A 22,517-nucleotide genomic window follows, 5' to 3' on the forward strand; every position below is an offset into this window, starting at 1 on the left:
CCCGGCGTGTCCCATCACGTCACTCACCCCTGAACCGTGGGGCGCGGCGGGCCGCGAAGCTCGCCACTCCCTCGTTCGCGTCGTGCGTCGTCATGTTGATCTCCTGAGCCGAGGCCTCCGCGGCGAACGCGGTGGCGCGGTCGCCGTCCAGGGACGCGTTGACGAGCTGCTTGGTGAGGGCGAGGGCACGGGTCGGGCCCTGCGCGAGGCGCTCCGCCCAGGCGCGCGCCGTCTTCTCCAGCTCGCCGTCCGGCACGACCCGGTTCACCAGGCCGAGGCCCTGTGCGTCCGCCGCAGTCAGCGCGTCGCCGAAGAACATCAGCTCCTTCGCGTGCCGTGGCCCGACGAGCCGCGTCAGGAGGTACGCGCCGCCGCCGTCGGGAACCAGCCCGCGGCGTACGAACACCTCGATGAAACGGGCCGATTCGGCGGCCAGGACCAGGTCGCAGGCGAACGCGAGATGGGCGCCGATCCCCGCGGCGGTGCCGTTGACGGCCGCGATCACGGGCTTCTCGCAGTCCAGGACGGCGGCGACGAGGCGCTGGGCGCCGAGCCGGATCGTGCGGGCGACGTCCCCCGCGATCCGTCTGCCCGGTGCGGCGGACGCGCCGCGCAGATCCGCCCCGGCGCAGAACCCCTTGCCCGTGCCGGTGAGGACGACCACCCGGACACCAGGGTCGGCGGAGGCGGCGGCGAGCAGCTCGATGACGCGCTCGCGCTGGTCGGGGGTGAGGGCGTTCAGGGCTTCGGCACGGTTGAGGGTGATCCGGGAGACGCCGTTGTCGATGGAGTGCAGGACCCATGACCCGAGCGGCTCTCCGAGCGGCTCTTCGGGGGCCCCGCCGGCGGGAGGAGTCATGCGTGCCCTTTCGCCCGTGCGTGCCGTGTTGCCCGTACTCGCCCTTTCGCCCGTGCGTGCCGTGCTGCCCGTGCGGGCCGTCTCACCCATGCCCGCCCTTTCACCTGCACACGGCCAGGGCGTCCAGGGCGACGGCACCCTGGCCGCGCTCCAGCACCATCAGCGGATTGATGTCGAGTTCGGCGAGGTCGTCGCCCAGTTCCAGCGCCATCCGCTGTACCCGGAGCACGACCTCCACCAGGGCGTCCACGTCCATGGGCGGTCCTCCCCTGACCCCGTCCAGGAGGGGCCGTCCGCGCAGTTCGCCGAGCATGGCCCGCGCCTGGTCCTCGCCGAAGGGCGGTACGCGCACGGCGGTGTCCCGCAGGACCTCGACGAGGACACCGCCGAGCCCGACGGTCACGGTGGGCCCGAACAGCGCGTCGTGCGTCACGCCCACGACCATCTCGACGCCCCGCTGGACCATCTGGCAGACCAGGACGCCGTCCAGGCCGTAGCCCTCGTAGCGGGCGATGTCGGTGAGCTCCCGGTAGGCGTCCCTGACCTGGCTCGCGGAGGTCAGGCCGACCTTGACCAGGCCCAGTTCGGTCTTGTGGGCGAGCTGCGGGGCGGACGCCTTCATCACGACGGGGTAGCCGACCGGGCCGGCCGCCCGGACGGCCGCCGCCGCGCTGGTCACCAGCTGTTCGCGCGGTACGCGGATGCCGTAGGCGCGCAGCAGCTGCTTCGCCGCGTGCTCGCTCAGCCGGTGGCCGGGACGCATCAGCGCCCGTGCCTTGCGGAACGAGGGGGACGGGGTGCGGGGAGCGTCGTCGAAGGGCGAGCGGTACGCCCGGGTGAACGTGTGGTGGTCCAGGTACGCCTTGACGGCGGTGATGCAGTTGCCGAACGTGCGGAAGGTGGCGACGCGCGAGGAGCCGAGCAGGGTCTCTCGGTACGCGGCCTCGGTGCCGACGGGCGACCCCCACACCACGCAGATCAGTTTGTCCGTGGTCTCCGCCGCGTCCACCAGGTCCTGGGCGAGTTTGTCGCTCATCGGCGGGAAGGGGCCGGTGATCGGGCAGATCAGCACCCCGACGTCGGGGTCGGACAGGATCGCGTCGATGATCTTCCGGCCGCGGTGGTCACCCACGGGATGGCCGCCGTTGTCGACCGGGTTGGCGACGCTCAGAAAGTCCGGGATCCACTGGTGGAGCTCGTCCTGCCTGGCCGCGGAGAGGACGGGCAGTTTCAGTCCGGCCGCCGTCGCCAGGTCCGAGAAATGGGCCCCCGTACCGCCGGAGATCGAATAGACGACGACGCCGTCGGCGGCGGGCGGGCGTGCTCGCGCCAATAGGGTGGCCGTGTCCTGGAGTTCGTCGAGCGCGTCGACCCGGATCACGCCGAACTGCCGCATGGCCGCGTCCACCACCTGGTCCGCGCCGGTCAGCTTGCCGGTGTGGGAGGCGGCCGTCCGCGCGCCGGTCTCGGTGCGGCCCACCTTCACGGCGACGACCGGGACACCGCGCCGGGCGGCCCGGTCGGCGGCGAGGAGGAAGGAGCGGCCGTCCTTGAGTCCCTCCACATAGGCGGCGACGGCTCCCACTTCGGGGCGCTCGGCGAAGTACGAGATGAAGTCGGCGGTCTCCAGGTCGGCCTCGTTGCCGGTGGGCGCCCAGTGGGAAAGGCGTACGCCCAGCTGCTGCAGGCTGTGGACGGGCCGGCCCTGGTGGCCGGACTGGGTGATCAGCGCGATCGCCGGTCCGTCGAGGTCGTCGCGGAACTCCTCGAATGCGTTGAGGTTGGTGTTGGGGCCCAGCAGCCGCAGCCCGGAGCGCTCGACGGCGGCGGCGAGCCGGGCCTGCGCCAGGGCACCCGCCTCGCCGGCCTCGGCGAAGCCGGACGCGAACGCCACGGCGAACTTCACCTTGGCCACCGCGAGTTCCTCGACGACCGGCAGCGGGTCGGCGACCAGCAGCACGGCCAGGTCGACGGGCCCGGTCAGGTCGGCCACGGAGGGCACGCAGTCGAGGCCGAAGACCGTGGTGCGGTGCGGGTGCACGGGGTGGATCCGGGCGCCGACCCGCTCGGCCCAGGCGAGCAGTTGCCTCGTGATGCCGGTGTTGGGACGGCCCTCGGTGTCGGAGGCGCCGACGACGGCCACGGACTCGGGCCGGAACAACCGGTCCAGATCAGGAACGGGCGCGTACAGCGGGCGGCCGCTGACATCGAGGTCGCCCTCGGCCGCGGCGATGCCGTGGACCGAGGCTCCGGTGGTCTCTCCGCAGGCCACCACTCGGGCGCGGAGGTCGGTGGTGAAGGTGCCGTGGGTTGATCCAAGCATCGTTCCGCCGCTCCTGCTCGTCGTCCAACAAAGCTGACGCTCTGTCAGATTAGCGAATTGACGAGATGTCAGGAACAGTCGTGCAACTTTCCTCCGTCGCCGGAGGTCGCCCATCGAGTACCGGTCCCCGCCCTCCGTTCGCCGTCCCGGACCGGAGGGGCGGCTCCCGGCAGCGGATCTCGCCGGCGCCGGGAGAGATCAACGGCTTCGGGCGACCCCCCGTCGTCCGTGTCGACCCCCCTCGTCCATGTCGGCCTCCTTGCCCATGTCGACCTCGTCGCCCCCAAGAGCTGCGCCGTCGCGCGCGTGCCGGAGAGCCGCGAGCCCCCGCACCATGGACGGCGGCTGGTACGACGGCGGGGCCGGCGCACCGCGCTCCTCCTGCGTCCTGCCGACACGGGTGGGCCGGGAAGCATTGCGTTCGACCCGCACGTGTCGACCCGCACGTGAAGAGGGGCGCGGCGAAGCCCGTCCTCAATCCGGTCGTCCGCCCGCCCGGGCTTCCGGGTGGGTCCGCGTCACGCCCCCGGGTCCGCGTCCGGCGCTCCGTCCGCGGGCCGCCGGCCCCAGGGCCGGCCGTCTCCGGACCGTTCCTTCTCCCGTCCACCGAGCGCGCGACCCGCCGCTTTCGCGATCTTGCGTGCGTCGATGGCCAGTTCGCGGAGGGTCCCGCTGATCGGGTGGGTGAAACCCGTGAAGTACAGACCGGGCAAGCCGGGGGCCGTGCGGGCGCCGTGTGCCACCGGGCGGCCGCCGTCGTCCAGGACGCCCAGGTGTCCGACCAGGTCCTCCAGGGAGTGGCGATAGCCGGTCGCCGCGATCACGCTGTCCGGGGTGAGGCGGGAGCCGTCCGCGAGGACGACCTCGCCGGGCGTGAACGACTCGACCGCCGCCACCGGTTCGACCCGGCCGCCGCGCACCGCGTCGATCAGCCCCACGTCCTGGACCGGGATCGCGCCCTCGCGCACCCGGGAGTACAGCCCGGTGTCCGGGCGGGGCAGGCCGTGCGCCGACAGGTCGGGGACCGTCAGCCGGCACATCAGGTGCGCGACCCGGTCCACCAGCCCGACCGGCAGCCGGCGCACGGCGATCCCGGTGAGCTGTGCGGGCCAGCCCGCGGTGGACCGGCGCACGATGTGCGGCACGGTGCGGACCGCGAGCCGCACGCGCGCCGCGCCGCCCTCGGCGAGGTCGACGGCGATCTCGGCGCCCGTGTTGCCGGCGCCCACGACGAGGACGTCCTTGCCCGCGTAGGGGGACGGGTCGCGGTAGGCGCAGGCGTGCAGCAGGTCACCGCCGTAGGTGTCGAGGCCGGGCCAGGGGGGCAGCCGGGGCGTGTGGTTGTGGCCGGTGGCCACCACGACCGCCGGCGCCGTGAGCCGCCGCCCGCCGGTGGCGTGCAGGACCCACCGGCAGTCCGGGGGCGCGTCCTGCGCGTGCTCGACCCGGTGGACCTCGACGCCCGTCACGATGTCCAGCTCGTGCACGTCGGCGTACTCCTCCAGGTAACGCACCACGTCGTCCCGCGCCACCCAGCGGCCGAAGGAGCGCGGCATCTCCAGGCCCGGCAGCTCGGACAGCCGCCGTGTCGTGTGCAGCCGGAGCCGGTCGTAGTGGTGGCGCCAGGAGTCGCCGACGCTCTCGGCCTTCTCCACGACGACGGCGCGGACGCCGCGCTCGCGCAGCGCGACGGCCACCGCGAGGCCGCCCGGCCCGGCGCCGATGACATGGACCGGTCTTTCGTGCTGGGAGGTGTGAGCCATGAACGCCGAGCGTAACGGTGTGATCACGGCGCGGGACCCGGCCCGGGGGGTGAATCGGTTGCGAAAGGGTCACGCCCGCGGCCCCCTTGCGCCCCGGCCGGGACGTCCAGTGAACTGACGTACCGTCAGATAAGATGAGGAGGCTCCGGAATGCAGACCATCTGGCTCAGCGGCGCCGAATGGCTCGCCGTCCTGCGGATCGGCCTCGGCCTGTGGTGGCTGGAGAGCTGGCGCCACAAGGACAAGAAGGGCTGGTTCGAGCGCGGCACCGGCATCGCCTGGGCGGCCGACGTCGCCGCCGAGCACCGCTGGCGCGCCGTGAGGACCGGCTTCGACAAGGTCGTCGCGCCCCGCCCCAGGGCCATGGCGCACCTCGTCGTCCACGCGGAACTCGCCATCGGCCTCGGCCTGACCAGCGGCTTCCTCACCCCGGTGGCCCTCGCCGGAGGCCTCGTCCTCAATCTCCTCTACTTCGTCCTGATGATCCACGACTGGGCCGAGCAGGGGCAGAACGCGATGATGGCGCTGATCTCGCTCGTCGCCCTCTTCGCCATGGCGTGGCAGACGTGGTCCCTGGACGGCGCGCTCGGATGGTTCGGCGCATGAACGCGGACACCCCCGACATCGACACCTTCACCCGGCCCTACTGGGACGCGGCCGCCGAGGGGCGACTGCTCGTCGTCCGCTGCCGCGCCTGCGGAAAGGCCCACCACTACCCGCGCGAGTTCTGCCCCCACTGCTGGAGCGACGACACCGGCTGGGAGCGGGCGAGCGGCCGCGCCACGCTCTACACCTGGTCCGTCGTCCACCGCAACGACCTGCCGCCCTTCGGCGCGCGCACGCCTTACACGGCCGCCGTCGTCGACCTCGCGGAAGGCCCACGCATGATGACCGAGATCATCGACTGCCCCGCGGAGGAACTGCGGATCGGCATGGCCCTGGAGGTCGCCTTCCGGCCGGCGGACGACGGGACGGCGGTCCCGGTGTTCCGGCCGTACACCGACGGCTGAGCACTGCCGCCGCTCCCGTCCCGGTTCAGCGCGCCGTTCCCGTCCGGATCCCAGCCCGTCGCTCCCGACCCCGTCCCAGCCCGTCGCTCCCGTGCCGCTCCCGTGCCGGTCCCAGCCCGTCGCTCCCGGCCCCGTCCCAGCCCGTCGCTCCCGTGCCGCTCCCGTCCCGGTCTCAGCGCGCCGCTCCCGGGCGCGCCGGAACTCGGGCGCGCGGGGGTCTCGGCGCGCCGCGATCCCGGGCGCGCGGGGTCTCAGCTCGTCGTGGTGATGGTCGTCGTCGTGATGGTCGTGATCATCATGAGTGCCGCGACGGCCTGCATCTCGCGCAGAGCCCGGCGGATGCCCTCGCCCACCCACTGCCCGTCGGCGATCTCCTTCATACGCGGCTTCACCTGCTCCGCCGGCAACGCGGGGAACGCCAGCTTGTGCAGCCGTGCCGCGTGCAGCAGCGCGACCAGGCCCGTCGTGCGCTCGTCCGGCCGGGCGCCGTCCAGCACCACGGCCGCCAGCCGTTCGCGCAGCGCGCGCTCCACCGAACCGTCCGCCTCCGGGTAGCGCCGCACCGTGAAGATGCCGAGCGCCTTCCGCCGCTCCTCCATGACGAGCCCCCGCTCGCACAGGGCCTCCACCGCTGCCGGCAGCGCCTTCGGCTGGTCCTTCGCGAGCCAGTCGGTCGCCTTGCGCCGGCCGCCGCGGTCGAGCCACTCGCCGAGCTGCTTCAGCCGTCCGTCGAGCAGGTCGTTCCCGGTCGGCGTCGGGTCGCTCACCGCCAGCCGTCCGTCGGCCACCGTCACCCGCCCTGCCATGGCCAGCTCCAGCAGAATGCCCCCGGCGGCGGCCCACCCGGCGGCCGGGCCCTCCTGCACCGCGCCCGACGTGTCGTCCAGCGAGAGCAGCGTGACTTCCTCGGCCAGCGTGACGGTCATACCCAGCCCCTTTGATCGTGCGGTCACTTGTGTCGACGCCGAAACGGTCCTTCGGGTTGCGGAAGGGGCGCACGGGCGTCGGCACGGCCTACGGCCAGAGCAACTCCCGCTCCCAGCCGGTGCCGTCCGGCAGGCGGCGGTAGCGCAGCCGCAGATGGCGGCGGAGGTCGTCGCCCTGGAAGAACTCCACCTCGTGCGGGTCGAGTACGTAGACGGTCCAGGTCTCCACGGCGGCGTCGGGCTCGGCCTCGGCGCGGTGCCAGGCCGCCTCGTTCGCCCGGGCCAGCGTCTCGCGGGAGTCCAGCGGTTCGCTCTGGTGACCCACCATGGCCGCGGCCAGCGCCCCCGTGGAGCGGGCGCGGAGGTCGGCGTGGGCCTCCTCGGGAGTGCCCGTCGAGACCTGGCCCCGCACCCGGATCTGGCGGCCCTGCGCCGCCCAGTAGAAACCGAGCGCCGCGTCCGGACGGGCGGCCAGCTGGCGGCCCTTCGCGCTGGTGGCGTGCGAGGCGAAGTGCCAGCCGCGCTCGTCGGCGTCGTGCAGCATCAGCGTCCGTACGTCGGGCCGGCCGTCCGCGTCGACCGTGGCCAGCGACATCGTGTGCGGCTCGGTCTGGCCGGCCGCCACCGCCGACAGAAACCACTCGTGGAAGAGCGGCAGCGGGGCGTCCGGGGCGCCGGCCGGGTCGAAGTAGGGCAATTCGGTGTCCCAGACGCGCAGGGAGTGCAGGGCGGCACGGAACCGTGGCTCGGATCGGGGTTCGCTCATGCGCCCATCTTCACGCCACGGACCTCGTAAGCGCGGTAATCCCCCGCAGGGCACGCGTGTGCGGCCTTCTGGAGGTCCGCGCGGATCTTCCTCGCGATCAGGTTCTTCCACGGCGTGCGCGGGAGGGTGCGCACCATGAACATCCGCAGGGCGATCTTCCGCCGCGAGGAGAGGGTCATCTCCTTGGTGAAGCTCTCCGCGAACCTCTGGTTCAGCTCGACGCCCGGCCGCATCAGGGCCTCGTAGCGCTCGAAGGCCACCGTGTGGTCGCCGTGAGCGGCCGCGAGTTCGCCGGCCAGGACGTACGCGCCGATCAGCGCGAGGCCCGTGCCCTGTCCGGACGCGGGGGAGGCGCAGTGCGCGGCGTCGCCGATCAGCGCGACCCTGCCCCTGGACCAGCGGTCCATCTCGATCAGGCTGAGGGAGTCGAAGTAGAAGTCGTCGGCCGCGGCGGCGTGTTCGAGGAGCCGGGGGATCTCCCAGCCCCCGTCCGCGAAGGCGTCGGCCAGCAGTCGCTTCTGCGCGCCGGTGTCCCGGTGGTCGTACGCGAGCTTCTCCGGCGCCGCGAAGACGAAGCCGTTCTTCGCGGTCGACTCGCCCGCCGAGCTGTAGGCGAAGACCAGCCGGTGGGGGAGGGCGTGGAACGTCTCCCAGCGCCGGAGGCCGAGGTGGTTGGGCGCGGTGAAGACGGAGATGTACGCGCCCAGGTGCCGGCTGAACCGCTCCTCGTCGCCGAAGACCAGCCGCCGGGTGTGCGAGTGCATCCCGTCCGCGCCGACCACCAGGCCGAAGCGGCGACGGACACCGCTCACGAAGGTGACGGTGACGCCGTCCGCGTCCTCGTCGAGCGAGGCGATCGAGTCGCCGAAGACGTACTCGACGTCGTCGCGGGTGTGCTCGTACAGGATGCGGGCCAGATCGCCGCGCATGATCTCGTCGTCGCCGTCGACGCGGCCGCCGAAGAGGTCGGCCGGCAGCTCCCCGACGGTCCGGCCGTTGTCATCGACGTACGAACCGCCCGCCATGTCCGTGGATTTGGCGCGGACGTCGTCCAGGATTCCCATCCGGGCGCAGACCTCGACGGCCGTGCCGCGGAGGTCGACCTTGTAGCCGCCGGGGCGCGGTGCGGGGGCGCGCTCGACGACGGTCGGGACGAAGCCGTAGCGGTGCAGCCAGAGGGCGAGGGCGGGGCCGGCGATCGAGGCGCCGGAGATCAGGACCGTCTTGTTCACGAGGTGTGGCCGCTCGGACATCGGGGCTCCCGGTCGTGTGGAGGTGGGGCGGACCGCGGTCCGTGCCGGGTCCGCCGCTCGGTGACACGACTGTACAAGCGTCCCATACGTTTGTCTATGACGCTTGTATAGATTCTTCCTCCGGAGGGGCGGCCGGGCTCAGCGCCCCAGGACCACCGTCCCCGAGGAGCAGAACCAGCCGCCCGTCCCGGAGGCCACCCCCAGGCGCGGCGGCTCGCCACCGGCGCCGCGCACCTGCCGTCCCTGCGCCTCCCCCCGCAGTTGCCGCACCGCCTCCACCAGCAGGAACAGTCCGCGCATGCCCGGATGGCAGGCGGAGAGCCCGCCCCCGTCGGTGTTGACCGGCAGTGAACCGCCCAGCGTCAGCCGGCCCTTCCCGGCGAAGGCACCGCCCTCCCCCTTCGCACAGAAGCCCAGGTCCTCCAGGGTCACCAGCGTCATGTAGGTGAAGGCGTCGTAGATCTCGGCGAAGTCGATCTCGTCGGGCCGCACCCCCGCCCGCTCGAACGCGAGCCGGCCGCTCACCGCGGCCGGGGAGACCGTGAAGTCCTCCCACTGGGACATGGCGGTGTGCGAGACGTGCTCCCCGGTGCCGAGGATCCAGACTGGGTCCTTCGCGGTGTCCGGGACGTACTCCCCGGCCGCCAGGAGTACCGCGCAGCCACCGTCGCTGCGGATGCAGCAGTGCAGCTTGGTGAACGGGTCGGCGATCATGGGCCCGGAGAGCACCTCGTCGACGGTGATCGGCTCACGGAACATCGCCTCCGGATTCGCGGCGGCGTTGGCCCGGGCCTGCACCGCGACCTCGGCGAGCTGCTCCAGTGTGGTGCCGTACTCGTGCATGTGGCGCCGGGCGGCCATCGCGTACTTGGCGATCAGGGTGTGCCCGTACGGCACTTCGAACTGCAGCGGGCCGCGGGAGCCGAACGACAGGTTCGCGGTCCGGCGCCCGGCCCTGATGTCGGAGCGGGCGGTCGACCCGTACACCAGGAGCACGGCGTTCGCGTGTCCCGTGGCGATGGCGTCGGCGGCGTGCGCCGCCATGACCTCCCAGGTCGCGCCTCCGACGGCGGTGGAGTCCACCCACCGGGGGCGCAGCCCGAGGTACTCCGCCACCTCGGCCGGCGCGAGCGTGCCGAGCCCCGCCGATGCGAGGCCGTCGACGACGGACCGGTCCAGCCCCGAGTCCGCGAGCGCGCGCCGCGCCGCCTGTGCGTGCAGGGTGTAGGGAGTGGCCCGGTCGACACGGCCGCAGTCCGAGAGGGATACGCCGACGACGGCGACCGGGCGCGGGAAGGAAGCCATGGATCTGACGGTACATCAGATCCATGGCTAACATGACGGTACGTCAGATACTGCCCGGTGAGTGAGCCGAAGGGGCGCGCGCAGCGGCCGCCCCGGACGCGAACCGAGCCCCGGAAAGAGGGGGAGCCTTATGGACGCGGCCTTCACGGCGGAACAGGACGGGATCCGCCGCACCCTGCGCGAGCTGCTCGCCAAGCGCTGCGGGCCCGAGGAGGTCCGGGCGGCGGCCGGGACCGAGGAGGGGTACGACACCGGGCTCTGGGTCCAGCTCTCCGAGCGGCTCGGGCTGCCCGGGCTCGCGCTTCCGGAGGCGTACGGAGGCGTCGGCTGCGGCACCGCCGAGCTGGCCCTCGCCTGTGAGGAGACCGGCCGCGCCCTGGCCCCCTCTCCGCTGCTGGCCACCGCCGTGCTCGCCGCGCCGCTGATCACCCGGCTCGGCACCGAGACCCAGCGGGCCGCCCTGCTGCCACGGATCGCGGACGGCTCCCTGACCGCCACGCTCGCCGTGCCGGGTGGCGGCCTCGCCCGTGCGCTCGGCCTGACCGGCGACAACAGCGCGGGGGACTGGGCCGGCGGCGGCCGTGCCGGTGGCGTCCAGGCCCGCCGGGTGGACGGAGCCTGGTCGCTGTACGGGCAGGCCGAGCGCGTCCCGCAGGGGCACAGCGCCGCCGCGCTGCTGGTCGCCGCCCGCACCGGCGGTTACGCACGCGCCCGCACCCTGCTCTTCCTCGTGCGCCCCCCGGCCTCCGGTCTGGTCCGCCGCCGGGTGACCTCCCTGGACGAGACACGTCCGCTGGCGACGGTCGAACTGCGCGACTGCCCGGCCGAGTTGCTCGGCGACGAGACGGCCGACGTCCCTGCCGCCCTGGCCGGGGCGGGGCGCGCCGCGGCGGCCGTCCTGGCCGCCGAGTCGGTCGGCGCGGCAGCCCAGGCCCTGGACCGCACCGTCGAGTACGTCCGCGCACGCGAGCAGTTCGGCCGGCCGATCGGCTCCTTCCAGGCGGTCGCCCACCGGCTGGCCGACGCCTACGTCCAGGTCCAGGCGGCCCGCTCGGCGGCCTACTACGCGGCGTGGGACCCCTCGGCCGGCGGGCTCGCGCTGGCGCAGGCACTGGAGGCCGCCCGGAGCGTCACCGCGGAGGCGATCCAGCTCCACGGCGGCATCGGCTTCACCTGGGAGCACGAGGCCCATCTGTACTTCAAGCGGGCCAGCGCCGACGAACTCCTCTTCGGCCCCGTGCACCGGTTGCGCGCCCACGCGGCCGACGGCGCGGGCCTCTTCGCCGGGGCGGCGGTCTGATGCGCGGCGCACGGGAAATGATCCAGAAGGTCTCCTCCACCCGTGCCTTCGCCCGCATCGCGCCCCATGTCGTCCCCGCCGTGGACCGTGCGGTCCACCGGCTGACACGCGGCAAGGTGCTGCTGAGCGCCCGCGTGCTGCCGGGTGTCGTCCTGACCTCGCGCGGCGCCCGTTCGGGCCTGGCCCGCACCACCCCACTGGCCTGTATGCCCGAGGATCCGGCGGCGACCACCTGGATCCTGGTGGGCTCCAACTTCGGCCGCGACGCGCACCCCGCCTGGACGGCCAATCTGCTGAAACACCCGGACGCCGAGATCAGCTGGCGCGGCGAGGCCGTCCCCGTGCACGCCCGGCTGCTGTCGGGCGAGGACCGGGAGCGGGCGTGGGCGGCGGTGCTGCGGTTCTGGCCGCCCTACGCGGCGTACCAGTCCCGGGTCTCCCGCGAGATCCGTCTCTTCCGGCTCACGCGCCGCTAGGGCGTGTTTCGGAAGTCCCGTCCGGCCGGGTCGGTGAGGGGCGTCGGGGGTACCGGGAGCCGGAAATTCCCGCAAACACCCCCCGGGAAGTCCGACTGCGTGCCGGGTGGGCCCGCGCCCCCTGGTACGGGAACGCCGGCGGCGGTCGTCAGAGGACCGCCGCCGGCGCGACAGGACGTATCGGGGGCAGGCGTGTGCGGCGCACCGAGAGGCTGGTGCGACGAGGGCCGGCCTACTTCGTCGGCTTCTTGCCCGTGATGCCGAGATGGACCAAGAGCGCCAGGTTCGGCTTCAGTTCGGCCTGCTTGACGCCCCAGGTCTGGAAGCCCTTCTGGTGGCCGGCGACCGCCGCCAGCATCGCCACCAGCGAGCCCGCCATCGCCGCGGGGCTGATGTCCTTGTCGACCTTGCCTTTGGACTGGAGCTCCTTCACCGCGTCCGTCAGGGAGTTGGTGACGGAGTTCAGGATCTTCATGCGGATCTTGTAGAACCGCTTGTCGCCCTCGGCGGCGCCGAGATCGACCACGCGCAGGATCGCGTCGTTCTTGCGCCAGAAGTCGAGGAATCCCTCGACGAGTTCCTCCGACGTCTGCCAGCCGGCCTTGCCGACCCAGGAACGGCCGGAGACCAATTCGGTCAACCCGGCGCCCTCCTTGGCCATTTCCTCGGCGATCTCGAGGACCGCGCCCTCGACGTCGGGGAAATACTGGTAGAACGTCGCGGGTGAAGTGCCCGCCTTCCGGGCCACGTCGATGACTTTGACGTCCCGGTACGGCGAGGAGCTGAGCATCTCGCTGAGGCAGTCGAGCAGCTTCTGCCGCGTCGCCTGGCCGCGCCGACCGGCCACGCGGCCGTCGACGGTGCGTACTTGTCCTGTCATGCCGTCAGCTTACCGAGGGGTGATCGGGGCGCGATTCGGCCGACTGCAAATGGGGTGCTCCCTTCCAGAAGGCGTTCTTCCCGCCACCGACGGTGACCTTCCCCGGGGCTCCGCCGGAGGGTGCCGGGGTTTCCCGAGACCCCGGGAAACCCGATTAGGCTTATTAACAGCCTGTGGAAAACTTCGGTGGATAAGCCAAGGGGTTTCCGGGCTCCGCGACGACATATGCACACATGTTCGTTTTCTTTCCCTGCGGCGACGGGGTCGCGCGATTAGCGTGAGTGTGACGGGCACCACACGCCCCGTACAAGGGAAGGAGTCGGGTCCATGGCCGCACTCACAGAGGGCACCCCGTGCTGGGCCGACGTGCTGCTGCCCGACCTCGAAGGCGGCAAGCGCTTCTACGGCGAGCTCTTCGGCTGGACCTTCGCCGACGACGGCGGTGAGGCCTACGGCCACTACACCAACGCCCTCAGCGACGGAAAGCGCGTCGCCGCCCTGGCCCCCAAGCGCGACGGCCGGATGCCCACCGCCTGGGGCATCTACTTCGCCACCCCCGACATCACCAGCACCGTCGCCCGGATCAAGGACGCCGGCGGCCGGGTGATCACCGACCCGCTGCAGATCGGCTCCTTCGGCACCATGGCGCTCGCCGTCGACCCCGGCGGCGCCGTCTTCGGCCTCTGGCAGGCCGGGGACCACACCGGATTCGAGAAGCAGGGTGAACCGGGCTCCTTCTGCTGGACCGAGGTCTACACCCGTGAGAAGGACGCCGTGGACTCCTTCTACGAGTCCGTCTTCGGCTTCCAGGTGATGGACCTGGAGGACGCCTCGATCGACTTCCGCGTCTGGTCGCCCGCCGGCACGCAGCCCGGCGACGACACCGCCATCGGCGGCCGCAGCGTGATCACCGACGCCTTCCCCGCCGAAATGCCCGGCCACTTCCTGACCTACTTCGCCGTCGAGGACTGCGACGAGACGGTCGCCACCGCCGTCCGGCTGGGCGGCCGCGTCACCGAACCGCCCTTCGACACCCCGTACGGCCGGATCGCCCTCCTGGCCGACAACCAGGGCGCCGTCTTCGCCGTCCTCGCCGAACCCAAAGCGGCCTGACGGTCCTGACAACGAACGCAAAGCCTCTGACCAGGCGCGAAAGACGCCCTGTGGGCGGAAGCGAGGTGTCCGGAACGAGGTGAGACACCCCGATCCGCCCCCGGGTTCGCAACCACCGCCCCGGACAGGAAGAATCAGGGGGCACGGGGCCGTACCCTCATGGCCCTGACGGGGAGGTGGCAGGCAAGTGGAGCAGCTGACGCAGCACGACCCGCGGCGGATCGGCCCGTTCGAGGTGCTGGGCCGGCTCGGTGCCGGTGGCATGGGCCTGGTCTATCTCGCGCGGTCGGCGTCGGGACGGCGCGTGGCGATCAAAACGGTTCGGACCGAGCTCGCCGAGGACCAGCTGTTCCGCGTCCGCTTCACGCGCGAGGTCGAGGCCGCCCGGGCGGTCTCCGGCTTCTACACGGCGGCGGTGGTGGACGCCGACCCGCGGGCCGCGGTGCCGTGGCTGGCCACCGCCTACGTCCCGGCGCCCTCCCTCGAAGAGATAGTGAATGAGTGCGGGCCGCTGCCCGCCCAGGCGGTCCGCTGGCTGGCGGCCGGCATCGCCGAGGCCCTCCAGTCCATCCACGGCGCGGGCCTGGTCCACCGAGACCTCAAGCCGTCGAACGTCCTGGTCGTGGAGGACGGGCCGCGCGTCATCGACTTCGGCATCGCGTCCGGCGTCTCCAACACCCGGCTGACGATGACCAACGTCGCCGTCGGAACGCCCGCCTACATGTCGCCCGAGCAGGCCCGCGACTCGCGCAGCGTGACCGGCGCCAGCGACATCTTCTCGCTCGGCTCCACCCTGGTCTTCGCCGCGACCGGGCACGCCCCCTTCCACGGCGCCAACCCGGTCGAGACGGTCTTCATGCTGCTGCGCGAGGGTCCGGACCTGGAGGGGCTGCCCGAGGAACTGCGCCCGCTGATCGAGTCCTGCATGCAGATGGAGGCGGGGCTGCGGCCCTCGCCCGCCGATCTGCAGGCCCAGCTCGCCCCGCACCTCTTCTCCGGCAGTGACGACAGCGGCACGGCGTCCGCGTGGCTGCCGTCCCGGGCCACCGCGATGATCGAGGCGCGCCGCGGCGGCCGGCCCAGCACGCCCCCACCGCCGACCGCCCCGCCCGCGAGCCCGCCCACCCCGGCACCCGGCCCCGGCGGTGCCACCGCGCCCCACCCCGGCCCGCGCCCCGCCCCCGGCCGCGAATGGGACCCCCCGCGCCGCGGCGGCGAGGACCCGCGCACCGGACAGGCCGCCCCGCCCTCCTCGGGACCCGCGCCCTCGTCCCCGGTCCGGCTGGCCGGCGCCCAGGTGCCGATCGGTCCGGGCCCCCGGGTCGCCGACACCCGCGGCGCGATGGTGGCCGACGCCGGGCCCGCGACCGGATGGATCCGCCGCCCCGGTGGAGGTCCGAACGGCGCCGAGCCGGCGCCCTCCGGGCCGCCCCTGTCCGCCCCGGCGCACCCGCCGTCCGGGAGCCAGGCACCGGACGGCGGCGCGACGGCCGCCGCTCCCGGCCACTGGCGGCCGTGGCGGTTCCGCATGTCCAACGACGTCTGGGGCACCCCGGTCGTCGAGGGCGACCTGCTGTACGTGACGTCCTTCGAGGTCCACGCGCTCGACGTGGGCAGCGGCAGACGCCAGTTCAAGACCCGGGACGTCGCCTGGTCGATGGCGGTCGCCTCGGGCCGTATCCACGCCTCCGACGGCCCCTCGCTGTACGCGCTGGACGCCCTGGACGGCAGCGAGCGGTGGCGGCTGCAGACCGACGCCTGGGTGTACTCCCTCAAGGTCGACCGCGGCACCGTCGTCACCGGCACGCGCGGCGGCGGCGTCCAGGGCTGGGAGGCATCCAACGGCGCCAAGCTGTGGGAGGTCACCGGCGTCCAGACCGACTTCGAGACGCCCGAGGCGGGACCCGCCGTCCACGGCGACACGGTGTACGTCTGGCAGGACGCCCGGCTGCGCGCGCTGGACGCCCGCACGGGCACCGAGCGCTGGTCCTACCCGATCGGCGACGCGGCCTCCTGCGGCGGCGTACCGATGCGGCTCACCCCGGCCGAGGACGGCCATGTCTACGTCTCGGCCGGTACCCGCGTCCTGTCGATCGACATCATGTCCGGCCATGTGCGCTGGCACTTCGAGGCGCCCGCGGTCTTCCTCTCGCCGCCCGCCTTCGCCCCCGGCCCGGCGGTCACCGGAGGAGGCGTCTACCTCGCCGACTACCTCGGCACGGTGTACGCGCTCGACGCCACGACCGGCAAGGACCGCTGGCGCATCGCGACCGAGTCCCGGCAGTCGACCGAGCCGGTGCTCGTCGCGGACGGCAACGTCCACGTCGGCAGCGGCAGCGCGCTCTACACCCTGGACGCGGTCACCGGCACCCCGAAGTGGCGGTTCGCGGCCGGCGGCGACATCATCGGCGCACCGGTCGTCGCGGACGGCAGGCTGCACTTCGGCTCGGCCGACCACGTGCTGTACACGCTCGACGCGAGCGGCGGACAGCTGCGCTGGAAGCTCACCACGGGCGGCGAGATCACCGGCTCGCTGGTGGCCCGTGCGGGCGTGGTCTACGCGTGCAGCAAGGACCGCTGCGTGTACGCGCTGGACGCGGTGAAGGGCACGGCGACCGGCCGGGGCGGCGCCCCGCGCTGATCAGCGTCCCGGTCCGCGGCCCCACTCGTCCGGGGGACGCGGCCGGTTCGGATCGACCGTCGGATACGTCCGGGTCGGCTCGTCCTCCTGGCCGGGCCGGTCCCCTCCGGGCCGGCCGGGAGGGTAGCGGTGGTCCGTCCGCGTGGGCGGAGGCGCCCCGGGCGGTCCGCCCGGGCGGTACGGCTGCCCGGGGCGGTACCCCGGCCCGGTCCCGTCCGGCGGGTAGGGCTCCCTTTCGTACGGCTGGTCCTGGTCGTACGGGTGCTGCTCGTCCGGATACCGCTCGTGCGGGTGGCGCTCGTGCCGGTCCCGCGCGTGCCGGCGTCTGGCCGGATGGTCCTCCGGCTCCTCGTACGGGCGCCGGCGCCCGCTCATCACGGCGGCGCCCAGCAGGAGCAGGATCCCGCCGCCCAGCGCGAGGGCGACGCCCTCGCCCAGCCCGTTGCCGTCGCTGTCGACGGTGAGGCTGCCCGCCGCCTGCCCCTGGCGGACCATCCACAGGGCGGTGAAAACGAGGACGACGATCCCGGCGATGGCGACCAGCAGCCTGGACCGCAGCACCACCCCGAGCAGGGTGACCACGGCCGCGGCGGCGAACACCACCAGCAGCGACGTCCACAGGTCGGCCCTGGCGGCGGTGATGCCGTCGAACGGGTCGGCGACGCCGTAGTGCCGCCCGTGACGGCCGTCGTACCAGGCACGGAAGGGGCTCCAGACGGCGGCCGTCGCTCCGGCGAGAGCGAGGATGGTGCCGATGACGTTCCGCTTCATCGCGGTCTCCCTCGGTCCGGCTCTCGATCACGACGCTACGCCGGGTGAGCAGGGGTCGCCACAGGGCGGAAGGGGAGCGCCCCGCGGCCGGGTGGCCGGAGCTGTCACCGGGCGCTGCTAGGGTGACGTGCGCCCGTCAAGCCAGGGCTCCGCTCACTCACACTTCAACGGGGGTTGAACGTGAAGATCCGTCACGTCCGCGCCGTCGCCGTCTTCGGCGTCGTACTCGTCGCGCTCACCGGAGCCCGTGGTTCCGGTGGTGGTAGCTGCGGCGGTGGCAGCAGCCACAGCTCCAGCTCCAGCTCCAGCGGCGGCTCGGACTCCAGCAGCTCCAGTGGCTCCACCACCGGTGGCGACAGCTCCAGCAGCAGCTCGGGCGGGGTTTCCGTGCCCGGCGGCTCCAGCAGCAACAACAAGGCCGAGCGCGACATCAAGATCGACGAGTGCAAGCTGGACGACGCGGGCAAGAACCTCGTCGCCCGGCTCACCGTCACCAACAGCGGCTCGCTGGACTACACGTACAACATCACCATGAAGTTCCGCGGTGACGCGAGCTCGAGCGCGAACCTCGCGCTCGCCAACGTCACCGGGCTCACCGTCAAGGCCGGCGCCTCCCAGAAGGCCGAGGCCACCACGCCGTACACCGGCAAGGGCGACGGCAGCGAGTACAAGGAGTGCGTCGTCGTCAGCGCGACGAAGAACTCCCTCTGACGGTCCTTCCGTCAGCCTGCCTCATCTGAGGCGGAACCCCCCGCCCCGCCCCTCGAACAGCTCGGCCTGCCGCTCCGGCGGCAGGTTCCCGAGCGCGATCAGGTGCGGGGCGTGGGCCAGGGCCTGGGTCCTGGCCGCCTCCTTCGCCGCCCACAGCGCGCGCACCGTCCCCTGCACCGCCTCGGTGGGATAGCCGGCCAGCACCGCGGCCGCGGCGCGGGCCGCGGCCACCGCCCCGCCCGGCGCCGTCAGCTCGGACACCAGGCCCGTCTCGTACGCCCGCCGCGCCGACACCCGTTCGGCCGTACCCATCAGGGACATCCGGGCCACCTCCCCGAACGGCATCCGCTGTGCCATGAGCATCGCCTCGTACGCGCTGACCATGCCGTACGTCGTGTGCGGGTCGAAGAACGTCGCCTCCTCGGACGCCACGACGAAATCGCTCTCCCCGAGCAGGTAGAAGGCACCGCCGCAGGCCATCCCCTCCACCGCCGCGATCACCGGCTTCCACAGGTCGTTCGCCTTCGGCCCGACGGTCAGCAGCGGGTCGTCGACGCTGTACGGGGAGCCCGGCCGGGGTACGGCCACCGACCGGTCGACACCGGTGCAGAACGCCTTCCGGCCCGCCCCCGTGAGCACCACGGCCCGCACGGACCCGTCGTACCGCATGTCCCGCCACACCTCGCCCAGCCGGGCCGCCGTCGCCAGGTCGATGGCGTTGTGCCGGTCCGGCCGGTCCAGGGTGACCACCGCGACGCCGTCCCCGCCGGTGACCCTGAGGCTCATGACCGGTCCAGCAGCCAGCGCGGCACGGTCGTGCCGCCCGCCGGCTCGGCGAACGTCACCCTGAGCGGTGCCCCGATGCGCAGCCGGGCCGGGTCGACGGAGTCGATCGCGGCGTCGGGCCCGGCGACCACGTTGCCGACGAGCCGGATGCGCGGGGCGTCCGCAAGTTCGACGAGGACCACGTTGTAGCCCGGCGCGTGCTCCGCGTACGCGGGCAGCAGTGGAGGATGCGGGACCACGTACGACCAGATCCGGCCCCGGCCGCTCATCAGCCGCCATTCGGCGTCGAAGGACCGGCAGTACGGGCAGCAGGGGCGCGGCGGGAAACGCGGCTCGCCGCAGCTCGCGCAGGCCTGGATCCGCAGCTCGTGGCGGGCGGCGTACTGCCAGAAGGGCGCGCCGTCCTCGTCGACGACGGGTACGAGCATGTCTCAACTCCTCAGCAGGATCGCGGACGTGGGCACCCCTTCGCCGGCCGTGACCAGGCAGGTCGCGGCCCCCGGCACCTGGGCGGTGCTGGTGCCGCGCAGCTGTTTCACGCCCTCGTTGACGAGGTTGAAGCCGTGGACGTACGCCTCGCTGAGCCCGCCCCCGCCGGTGTTGAGCGGCAGCCGGCCGCCGATCTCCAGCGCGCCGCCCTCGGTGAACGCGCCCCCCTCGCCGCGTCCGCAGAAGCCGTAGCCCTCCAGGGAGAGCGGCACCAGGGGGGTGAAGGCGTCGTAGATCTGGGCGACGTCGACATCGGCGGGACCGAAATCGGCCTGCTTCCACAGGTGTCGGGCGGCGGTCCAGGCGGGCCCGGTGAGCGGGTCGTCGTTCCAGTAGTTGACCATGCCGTGGTGCTGCGCGGGCAGGCCCTGGGCGACGGAGTGGACGTAGACCGGCCGGTGCCGGCAGTCGCGGGCGCGTTCGGCCCCGATGATCACGCACGCCAGCGCGCCGTCGGTCTCCAGGCAGTTGTCGAAGAGGCAGAGCGGCTCGCTGATCCAGCGCGACGTCATGTACATCTCGCGGGTCAGGGGCCGCTCGTACATGATCGCGGCGGGGTTCTGGTTGGCCCGGTTGCGGCAGGCGAGGGCGACGTTGAAGAAGTGGTCGCGGGTGGCGCCGTACTCGTGCATGTAGCGGCGGGCCAGCATGCCGATCTCGTCCGCGGGCCGGAGGAGACCGTACGGGCGGGTCCACTGACCCGGTGTGGGCAGCTGGACGGCCGTGTTCTTCCACGGTCGCGGCCCGCTTCCCCGCTTGCGCGAGCGCCAGGCGACCCCCACGCTTGCCTGGCCCGTCGCGACGGCGGCCGCGAGATGGGCGACGGTGGCGCACGAACCGCCGCCCCCGTAACCGACCTTGCTGAAGAAGGTGACGTCCCCGGCGCCGATGGCCTTCGCCACCTCCACCTCGTCCGTCTCCTCCATCGTGTACGAGGCGAAGGCGTCGACCTCGGCGGGTGCGACGCCGGCGTCGTCGAGCGCGGCGAGGATCGCGCGGCAGGCCAGGGTCTTCTCCGGTTCGGGCAGATGTTTCGCGAAGGAGGTCTGCCCGATGCCGACTATCGCGGTCGCGTCCTTGAGCCCTGCCACGGTCGCCCCCTTCCGTTGCTGACAGCCCGTCAGGCTACCGGTAATCTGACGGTTAGTCAGCTAACTGGTCGAGGAGGCTTGCGATGCGCGGCGACCTGGAGTGGGGCTCCGTCCCGATGCTGGTACGGGCGGCGGCCGAGCGGTACGGGGACCGGGAAGCGGTCGTCGAGGGCCGCACCACGACCACCTACGCGGAGCTGGTCCACCGGGTCGAACGGGCGGCGGCCGCGTGCATCGCGGCGGGCGTCGAACCGGGCGACCGGGTCGCCGTCTGGGCACCCAACACCCTCGACTGGATCGTCAGCGCGCTCGGAGCCGTCACGGCGGGAGCGGCGCTCGTACCGCTGAACACCCGCTTCAAGGGCGCCGAGGCGGCGTACGTCCTCGACAACTCTCGCGCCAGGCTCCTCTTCATCACCGGCACGTTCCTCGGCACCTCGTACGTGGCGTCCCTGCGACGGACCGGGATCGTCCTCCCGCACCTGGAGCAGGTCGTGGTGCTCGCGGACAGCGCCCCGGACGACTTCCGCACCTGGAAGGAGTTCCTGGCCGCCGGGGACGGGGTGACGGGGGAGGAGGTCCGCGCACGGGCCGAGGCGATCCCGCCTTCCGCACCCTCCGACATCGTCTACACCTCGGGCACCACGGGCCGCCCCAAGGGCGTCGTCATCACCCACGCCCAGACCCTGCGCTGCTACGAGACCTGGAGCGATCTGGCCGGCCTCACCGAGGGTGACCGCTACCTGATCGTGAACCCGTTCTTCCACACCTTCGGCTACAAGGCCGGGATCATCGCGTGCCTGATGCGCGGCGCGGTGATGGTGCCCCAGCCCGTCTTCGGCGTGGACACCGTCCTCGCCAACATCGCCTCCCTGCGGATCTCCGTCCTGCCCGGCCCGCCCACCCTCCTGCAGTCCCTGCTGGACCACCCGGCCCGCGCCGCCCACGACCTGTCAACGCTGCGCCTCGTCGTCACCGGCGCGGCGGTCGTACCGCTCCGGCTGGTCGAACGGCTGCGCTCCGAACTCGGCGTCGCGACCGTCCTGACGGCGTACGGCCTCTCGGAGGCCGGTGGCATCGTCACCATGTGCCGCCGCGGCGACCCCCCGGAGACGATCGCCGCCACCTCGGGCCGCGCCATCCCCGGCACCGAGGTCCGCGTCCTCGCCCCCGGGCCCGGCACCCCGGGCGAGGTCCTCGTCCGCGGCCACAACGTGATGCGCGGCTACTTCGAGGACCCCGCCGGAACCGCCCGGGTCATCGACGCCGACGGCTGGCTCCACACCGGAGACGTCGGAGTCCTCGACGCCACGGGCAACCTCCGCATCACCGACCGGATCAAGGACATGTTCATCGTCGGCGGCTTCAACGCCTACCCCGCGGAGATCGAGCAACTCCTCGGCGTCCACCCCGAGATAGCCGACGTCGCCGTCATCGGCATTCCCGACCCCCGCCTCGGCGAGGTCGCCAAGGCCTTCGCGGTCCGCCGACCCGGGTCCACCCTCACCGCCGACGACCTGATCGCCTGGGCCCGCCGGGAAATGGCGAACTACAAAGTCCCCAGGCAGGTGGAGTTCGTGAGGGAACTGCCGCGCAACGCGAGCGGCAAGGTGGTGAAGGGCGAACTGAGGGCCCGCACGCGGGACTGAGGCCAGGCATGCGAAAGGGGCCGGACCAGGCGGTCCGGCCCCTTTCCCGGCAGGGGTAATTGCCGTCGGGCTAGTTCTGGGGAGGGACGGGCATGTGGTTGTCCCCCAGGGGCGTGGCGGCACCCACGACATGTGTGCCCTTCAGCGTGGCCGACGTGGGGGTGTCGGCCGTCGTGAGCGTCGCGGTGCCTGCGGCAACGGCCAGTGCTATGCAAGCTCCGGCCAGCAGGCCCCTCGTGCGGGTCATTCCGTCTCCTCGTGAAGGTTGCTGCGTGGTGCGGTGGCGGCTCGGCTTTTGTGCTGCGGCCGCGGTGGCTCCCCCTCCGCGCCACCGCGGCCGCACCCCGTGGGTGAAGGTCTACTTGAGGGGCGGGGCGGGTGTGTGGTTGTCGCCCATGGTGACGA

At 72.9% G+C, this 22,517-nt stretch carries 21 protein-coding genes; 8 read left to right on the top strand and 13 right to left on the bottom strand.

The features are described from left to right. Positions 1–19: 19 nt before the first annotated feature. The 3 genes from ACY34K_RS31430 to ACY34K_RS31440 all read right to left on the bottom strand — a co-directional run bounded on the left by ACY34K_RS31430 (position 20) and on the right by ACY34K_RS31440 (position 4,945). Positions 20–859, bottom strand: a complete 840-nt coding sequence (locus ACY34K_RS31430; protein WP_462753209.1) for an enoyl-CoA hydratase/isomerase family protein — start codon at positions 857–859, stop codon at positions 20–22. A gap of 100 nt (positions 860–959) precedes the next feature. Then, positions 960–3,182: an acetate--CoA ligase family protein gene (locus ACY34K_RS31435; protein ID WP_462753211.1), complete on the bottom strand. Its 2,223-nt coding sequence runs from the start codon at positions 3,180–3,182 to the stop codon at positions 960–962. 518 nt (positions 3,183–3,700) lie between these two features. After that, entirely contained in the window at positions 3,701–4,945 is a 1,245-nt protein-coding gene (locus ACY34K_RS31440) for a flavin-containing monooxygenase (protein WP_462753213.1), read from the bottom strand. 150 nt (positions 4,946–5,095) lie between these two features. On the opposite strand from ACY34K_RS31440, the gene ACY34K_RS31445 reads away from it, so the two are divergent. Together ACY34K_RS31445 and ACY34K_RS31450 are read left to right on the top strand one after the other, a co-directional pair. Beyond that, entirely contained in the window at positions 5,096–5,551 is a 456-nt protein-coding gene (locus ACY34K_RS31445) for a DoxX family protein (protein ID WP_462753215.1), read from the top strand. Next, positions 5,548–5,955, top strand: coding sequence for a Zn-ribbon domain-containing OB-fold protein (locus tag ACY34K_RS31450; protein ID WP_462753217.1), 408 nt, complete (start codon positions 5,548–5,550; stop codon positions 5,953–5,955). Before ACY34K_RS31445 ends, ACY34K_RS31450 begins: the two co-directional genes overlap by 4 nt. 251 nt (positions 5,956–6,206) lie before the next feature. On the opposite strand, the gene ACY34K_RS31455 is transcribed toward ACY34K_RS31450, so the two are convergent. The 4 genes from ACY34K_RS31455 to ACY34K_RS31470 all read right to left on the bottom strand — a co-directional run bounded on the left by ACY34K_RS31455 (position 6,207) and on the right by ACY34K_RS31470 (position 10,205). Further along, on the bottom strand, positions 6,207–6,881 hold the full coding sequence (locus ACY34K_RS31455) for a GOLPH3/VPS74 family protein (RefSeq protein ID WP_462753218.1): 675 nt from the start codon (positions 6,879–6,881) through the stop codon (positions 6,207–6,209). Between the two features lie 88 nt (positions 6,882–6,969). After that, positions 6,970–7,647, bottom strand: a complete 678-nt coding sequence (locus tag ACY34K_RS31460) for a pyridoxine/pyridoxamine 5'-phosphate oxidase (RefSeq protein ID WP_462753220.1) — start codon at positions 7,645–7,647, stop codon at positions 6,970–6,972. Beyond that, on the bottom strand, positions 7,644–8,900 hold the full coding sequence (locus tag ACY34K_RS31465) for an FAD-dependent monooxygenase (RefSeq protein WP_462753222.1): 1,257 nt from the start codon (positions 8,898–8,900) through the stop codon (positions 7,644–7,646). The genes ACY34K_RS31460 and ACY34K_RS31465 overlap by 4 nt, the downstream gene beginning before the upstream one ends. A 138-nt stretch (positions 8,901–9,038) precedes the next feature. Beyond that, the gene (locus ACY34K_RS31470) at positions 9,039–10,205 is read right to left on the bottom strand and encodes a thiolase C-terminal domain-containing protein (protein WP_462753224.1); all 1,167 of its coding nucleotides are present in this window, start codon (positions 10,203–10,205) and stop codon (positions 9,039–9,041) included. Positions 10,206–10,335: 130 nt separating this feature from the next. Between ACY34K_RS31470 and ACY34K_RS31475 the strand changes: the two genes are divergently transcribed. Together ACY34K_RS31475 and ACY34K_RS31480 are read left to right on the top strand one after the other, a co-directional pair. Beyond that, positions 10,336–11,505, top strand: a complete 1,170-nt coding sequence (locus ACY34K_RS31475) for an acyl-CoA dehydrogenase family protein (protein ID WP_462753226.1) — start codon at positions 10,336–10,338, stop codon at positions 11,503–11,505. Beyond that, positions 11,505–11,981 (top strand): nitroreductase family deazaflavin-dependent oxidoreductase, encoded by a 477-nt coding sequence (locus ACY34K_RS31480; protein ID WP_462753227.1) that lies wholly within the window; start codon positions 11,505–11,507, stop codon positions 11,979–11,981. Before ACY34K_RS31475 ends, ACY34K_RS31480 begins: the two co-directional genes overlap by 1 nt. A 232-nt stretch (positions 11,982–12,213) precedes the next feature. Here the strand turns inward: ACY34K_RS31480 and ACY34K_RS31485 are convergent, their stop codons facing one another. Next, complete coding sequence (locus tag ACY34K_RS31485; protein ID WP_462753229.1) at positions 12,214–12,861, bottom strand: TetR family transcriptional regulator; 648 nt, start codon at positions 12,859–12,861, stop codon at positions 12,214–12,216. A 327-nt stretch (positions 12,862–13,188) separates the two neighbouring features. On the opposite strand from ACY34K_RS31485, the gene ACY34K_RS31490 reads away from it, so the two are divergent. Continuing rightward, on the top strand, positions 13,189–13,974 hold the full coding sequence (locus ACY34K_RS31490) for a VOC family protein (protein ID WP_462753231.1): 786 nt from the start codon (positions 13,189–13,191) through the stop codon (positions 13,972–13,974). A gap of 187 nt (positions 13,975–14,161) precedes the next feature. Beyond that, positions 14,162–16,615 (top strand): outer membrane protein assembly factor BamB family protein, encoded by a 2,454-nt coding sequence (locus ACY34K_RS31495; RefSeq protein ID WP_462753233.1) that lies wholly within the window; start codon positions 14,162–14,164, stop codon positions 16,613–16,615. Here the strand turns inward: ACY34K_RS31495 and ACY34K_RS31500 are convergent, their stop codons facing one another. Further along, positions 16,616–17,386, bottom strand: a complete 771-nt coding sequence (locus ACY34K_RS31500; protein ID WP_462753235.1) for a hypothetical protein — start codon at positions 17,384–17,386, stop codon at positions 16,616–16,618. It abuts the gene before it with no gap. Between the two features lie 180 nt (positions 17,387–17,566). Between ACY34K_RS31500 and ACY34K_RS31505 the strand changes: the two genes are divergently transcribed. Further along, entirely contained in the window at positions 17,567–18,097 is a 531-nt protein-coding gene (locus ACY34K_RS31505) for a hypothetical protein (RefSeq protein WP_462753237.1), read from the top strand. Positions 18,098–18,118: 21 nt separating this feature from the next. Here the strand turns inward: ACY34K_RS31505 and ACY34K_RS31510 are convergent, their stop codons facing one another. The 3 genes from ACY34K_RS31510 to ACY34K_RS31520 are packed head-to-tail and all read right to left on the bottom strand — an operon-like array spanning position 18,119 to position 20,463. Then, positions 18,119–18,883: an enoyl-CoA hydratase/isomerase family protein gene (locus ACY34K_RS31510; RefSeq protein ID WP_462753239.1), complete on the bottom strand. Its 765-nt coding sequence runs from the start codon at positions 18,881–18,883 to the stop codon at positions 18,119–18,121. Next, positions 18,880–19,311, bottom strand: coding sequence for a Zn-ribbon domain-containing OB-fold protein (locus ACY34K_RS31515; protein ID WP_462753241.1), 432 nt, complete (start codon positions 19,309–19,311; stop codon positions 18,880–18,882). The genes ACY34K_RS31510 and ACY34K_RS31515 overlap by 4 nt, the downstream gene beginning before the upstream one ends. A 3-nt stretch (positions 19,312–19,314) precedes the next feature. Continuing rightward, positions 19,315–20,463 carry a lipid-transfer protein gene (locus ACY34K_RS31520; RefSeq protein ID WP_462753243.1) on the bottom strand — a complete coding sequence of 383 codons (1,149 nt, stop codon included), beginning with the start codon at positions 20,461–20,463 and terminating at the stop codon, positions 19,315–19,317. Between the two features lie 83 nt (positions 20,464–20,546). Between ACY34K_RS31520 and ACY34K_RS31525 the strand changes: the two genes are divergently transcribed. Further along, positions 20,547–22,112 (top strand): FadD3 family acyl-CoA ligase, encoded by a 1,566-nt coding sequence (locus tag ACY34K_RS31525; RefSeq protein WP_462753245.1) that lies wholly within the window; start codon positions 20,547–20,549, stop codon positions 22,110–22,112. 70 nt (positions 22,113–22,182) lie between these two features. Here the strand turns inward: ACY34K_RS31525 and ACY34K_RS31530 are convergent, their stop codons facing one another. Continuing rightward, the gene (locus ACY34K_RS31530) at positions 22,183–22,359 is read right to left on the bottom strand and encodes a hypothetical protein (protein ID WP_462753247.1); all 177 of its coding nucleotides are present in this window, start codon (positions 22,357–22,359) and stop codon (positions 22,183–22,185) included. Between the last annotated feature and the right edge of the window lie 158 nt (positions 22,360–22,517).

It is taken from the genome of Streptomyces sp. STAM6 (assembly GCF_054963715.1).

Excerpts from the sequence above, each read along its gene's own strand:
- ACY34K_RS31430 (WP_462753209.1), bottom strand. The coding sequence starts at position 859 with ATGACTCCTCCCGCCGGCGGGGCCCCCGAAGAGCCGCTCGGAGAGCCG.
- ACY34K_RS31435 (WP_462753211.1), bottom strand. The coding sequence starts at position 3,182 with ATGCTTGGATCAACCCACGGCACCTTCACCACCGACCTCCGCGCCCGA.
- ACY34K_RS31440 (WP_462753213.1), bottom strand. The coding sequence starts at position 4,945 with ATGGCTCACACCTCCCAGCACGAAAGACCGGTCCATGTCATCGGCGCC.
- ACY34K_RS31445 (WP_462753215.1), top strand. The coding sequence starts at position 5,096 with ATGCAGACCATCTGGCTCAGCGGCGCCGAATGGCTCGCCGTCCTGCGG.
- ACY34K_RS31450 (WP_462753217.1), top strand. The coding sequence starts at position 5,548 with ATGAACGCGGACACCCCCGACATCGACACCTTCACCCGGCCCTACTGG.
- ACY34K_RS31455 (WP_462753218.1), bottom strand. The coding sequence starts at position 6,881 with ATGACCGTCACGCTGGCCGAGGAAGTCACGCTGCTCTCGCTGGACGAC.
- ACY34K_RS31460 (WP_462753220.1), bottom strand. The coding sequence starts at position 7,647 with ATGAGCGAACCCCGATCCGAGCCACGGTTCCGTGCCGCCCTGCACTCC.
- ACY34K_RS31465 (WP_462753222.1), bottom strand. The coding sequence starts at position 8,900 with ATGTCCGAGCGGCCACACCTCGTGAACAAGACGGTCCTGATCTCCGGC.
- ACY34K_RS31470 (WP_462753224.1), bottom strand. The coding sequence starts at position 10,205 with ATGGCTTCCTTCCCGCGCCCGGTCGCCGTCGTCGGCGTATCCCTCTCG.
- ACY34K_RS31475 (WP_462753226.1), top strand. The coding sequence starts at position 10,336 with ATGGACGCGGCCTTCACGGCGGAACAGGACGGGATCCGCCGCACCCTG.
- ACY34K_RS31480 (WP_462753227.1), top strand. The coding sequence starts at position 11,505 with ATGCGCGGCGCACGGGAAATGATCCAGAAGGTCTCCTCCACCCGTGCC.
- ACY34K_RS31485 (WP_462753229.1), bottom strand. The coding sequence starts at position 12,861 with ATGACAGGACAAGTACGCACCGTCGACGGCCGCGTGGCCGGTCGGCGC.
- ACY34K_RS31490 (WP_462753231.1), top strand. The coding sequence starts at position 13,189 with ATGGCCGCACTCACAGAGGGCACCCCGTGCTGGGCCGACGTGCTGCTG.
- ACY34K_RS31500 (WP_462753235.1), bottom strand. The coding sequence starts at position 17,386 with ATGAAGCGGAACGTCATCGGCACCATCCTCGCTCTCGCCGGAGCGACG.
- ACY34K_RS31510 (WP_462753239.1), bottom strand. The coding sequence starts at position 18,883 with ATGAGCCTCAGGGTCACCGGCGGGGACGGCGTCGCGGTGGTCACCCTG.
- ACY34K_RS31515 (WP_462753241.1), bottom strand. The coding sequence starts at position 19,311 with ATGCTCGTACCCGTCGTCGACGAGGACGGCGCGCCCTTCTGGCAGTAC.
- ACY34K_RS31525 (WP_462753245.1), top strand. The coding sequence starts at position 20,547 with ATGCGCGGCGACCTGGAGTGGGGCTCCGTCCCGATGCTGGTACGGGCG.
- ACY34K_RS31530 (WP_462753247.1), bottom strand. The coding sequence starts at position 22,359 with ATGACCCGCACGAGGGGCCTGCTGGCCGGAGCTTGCATAGCACTGGCC.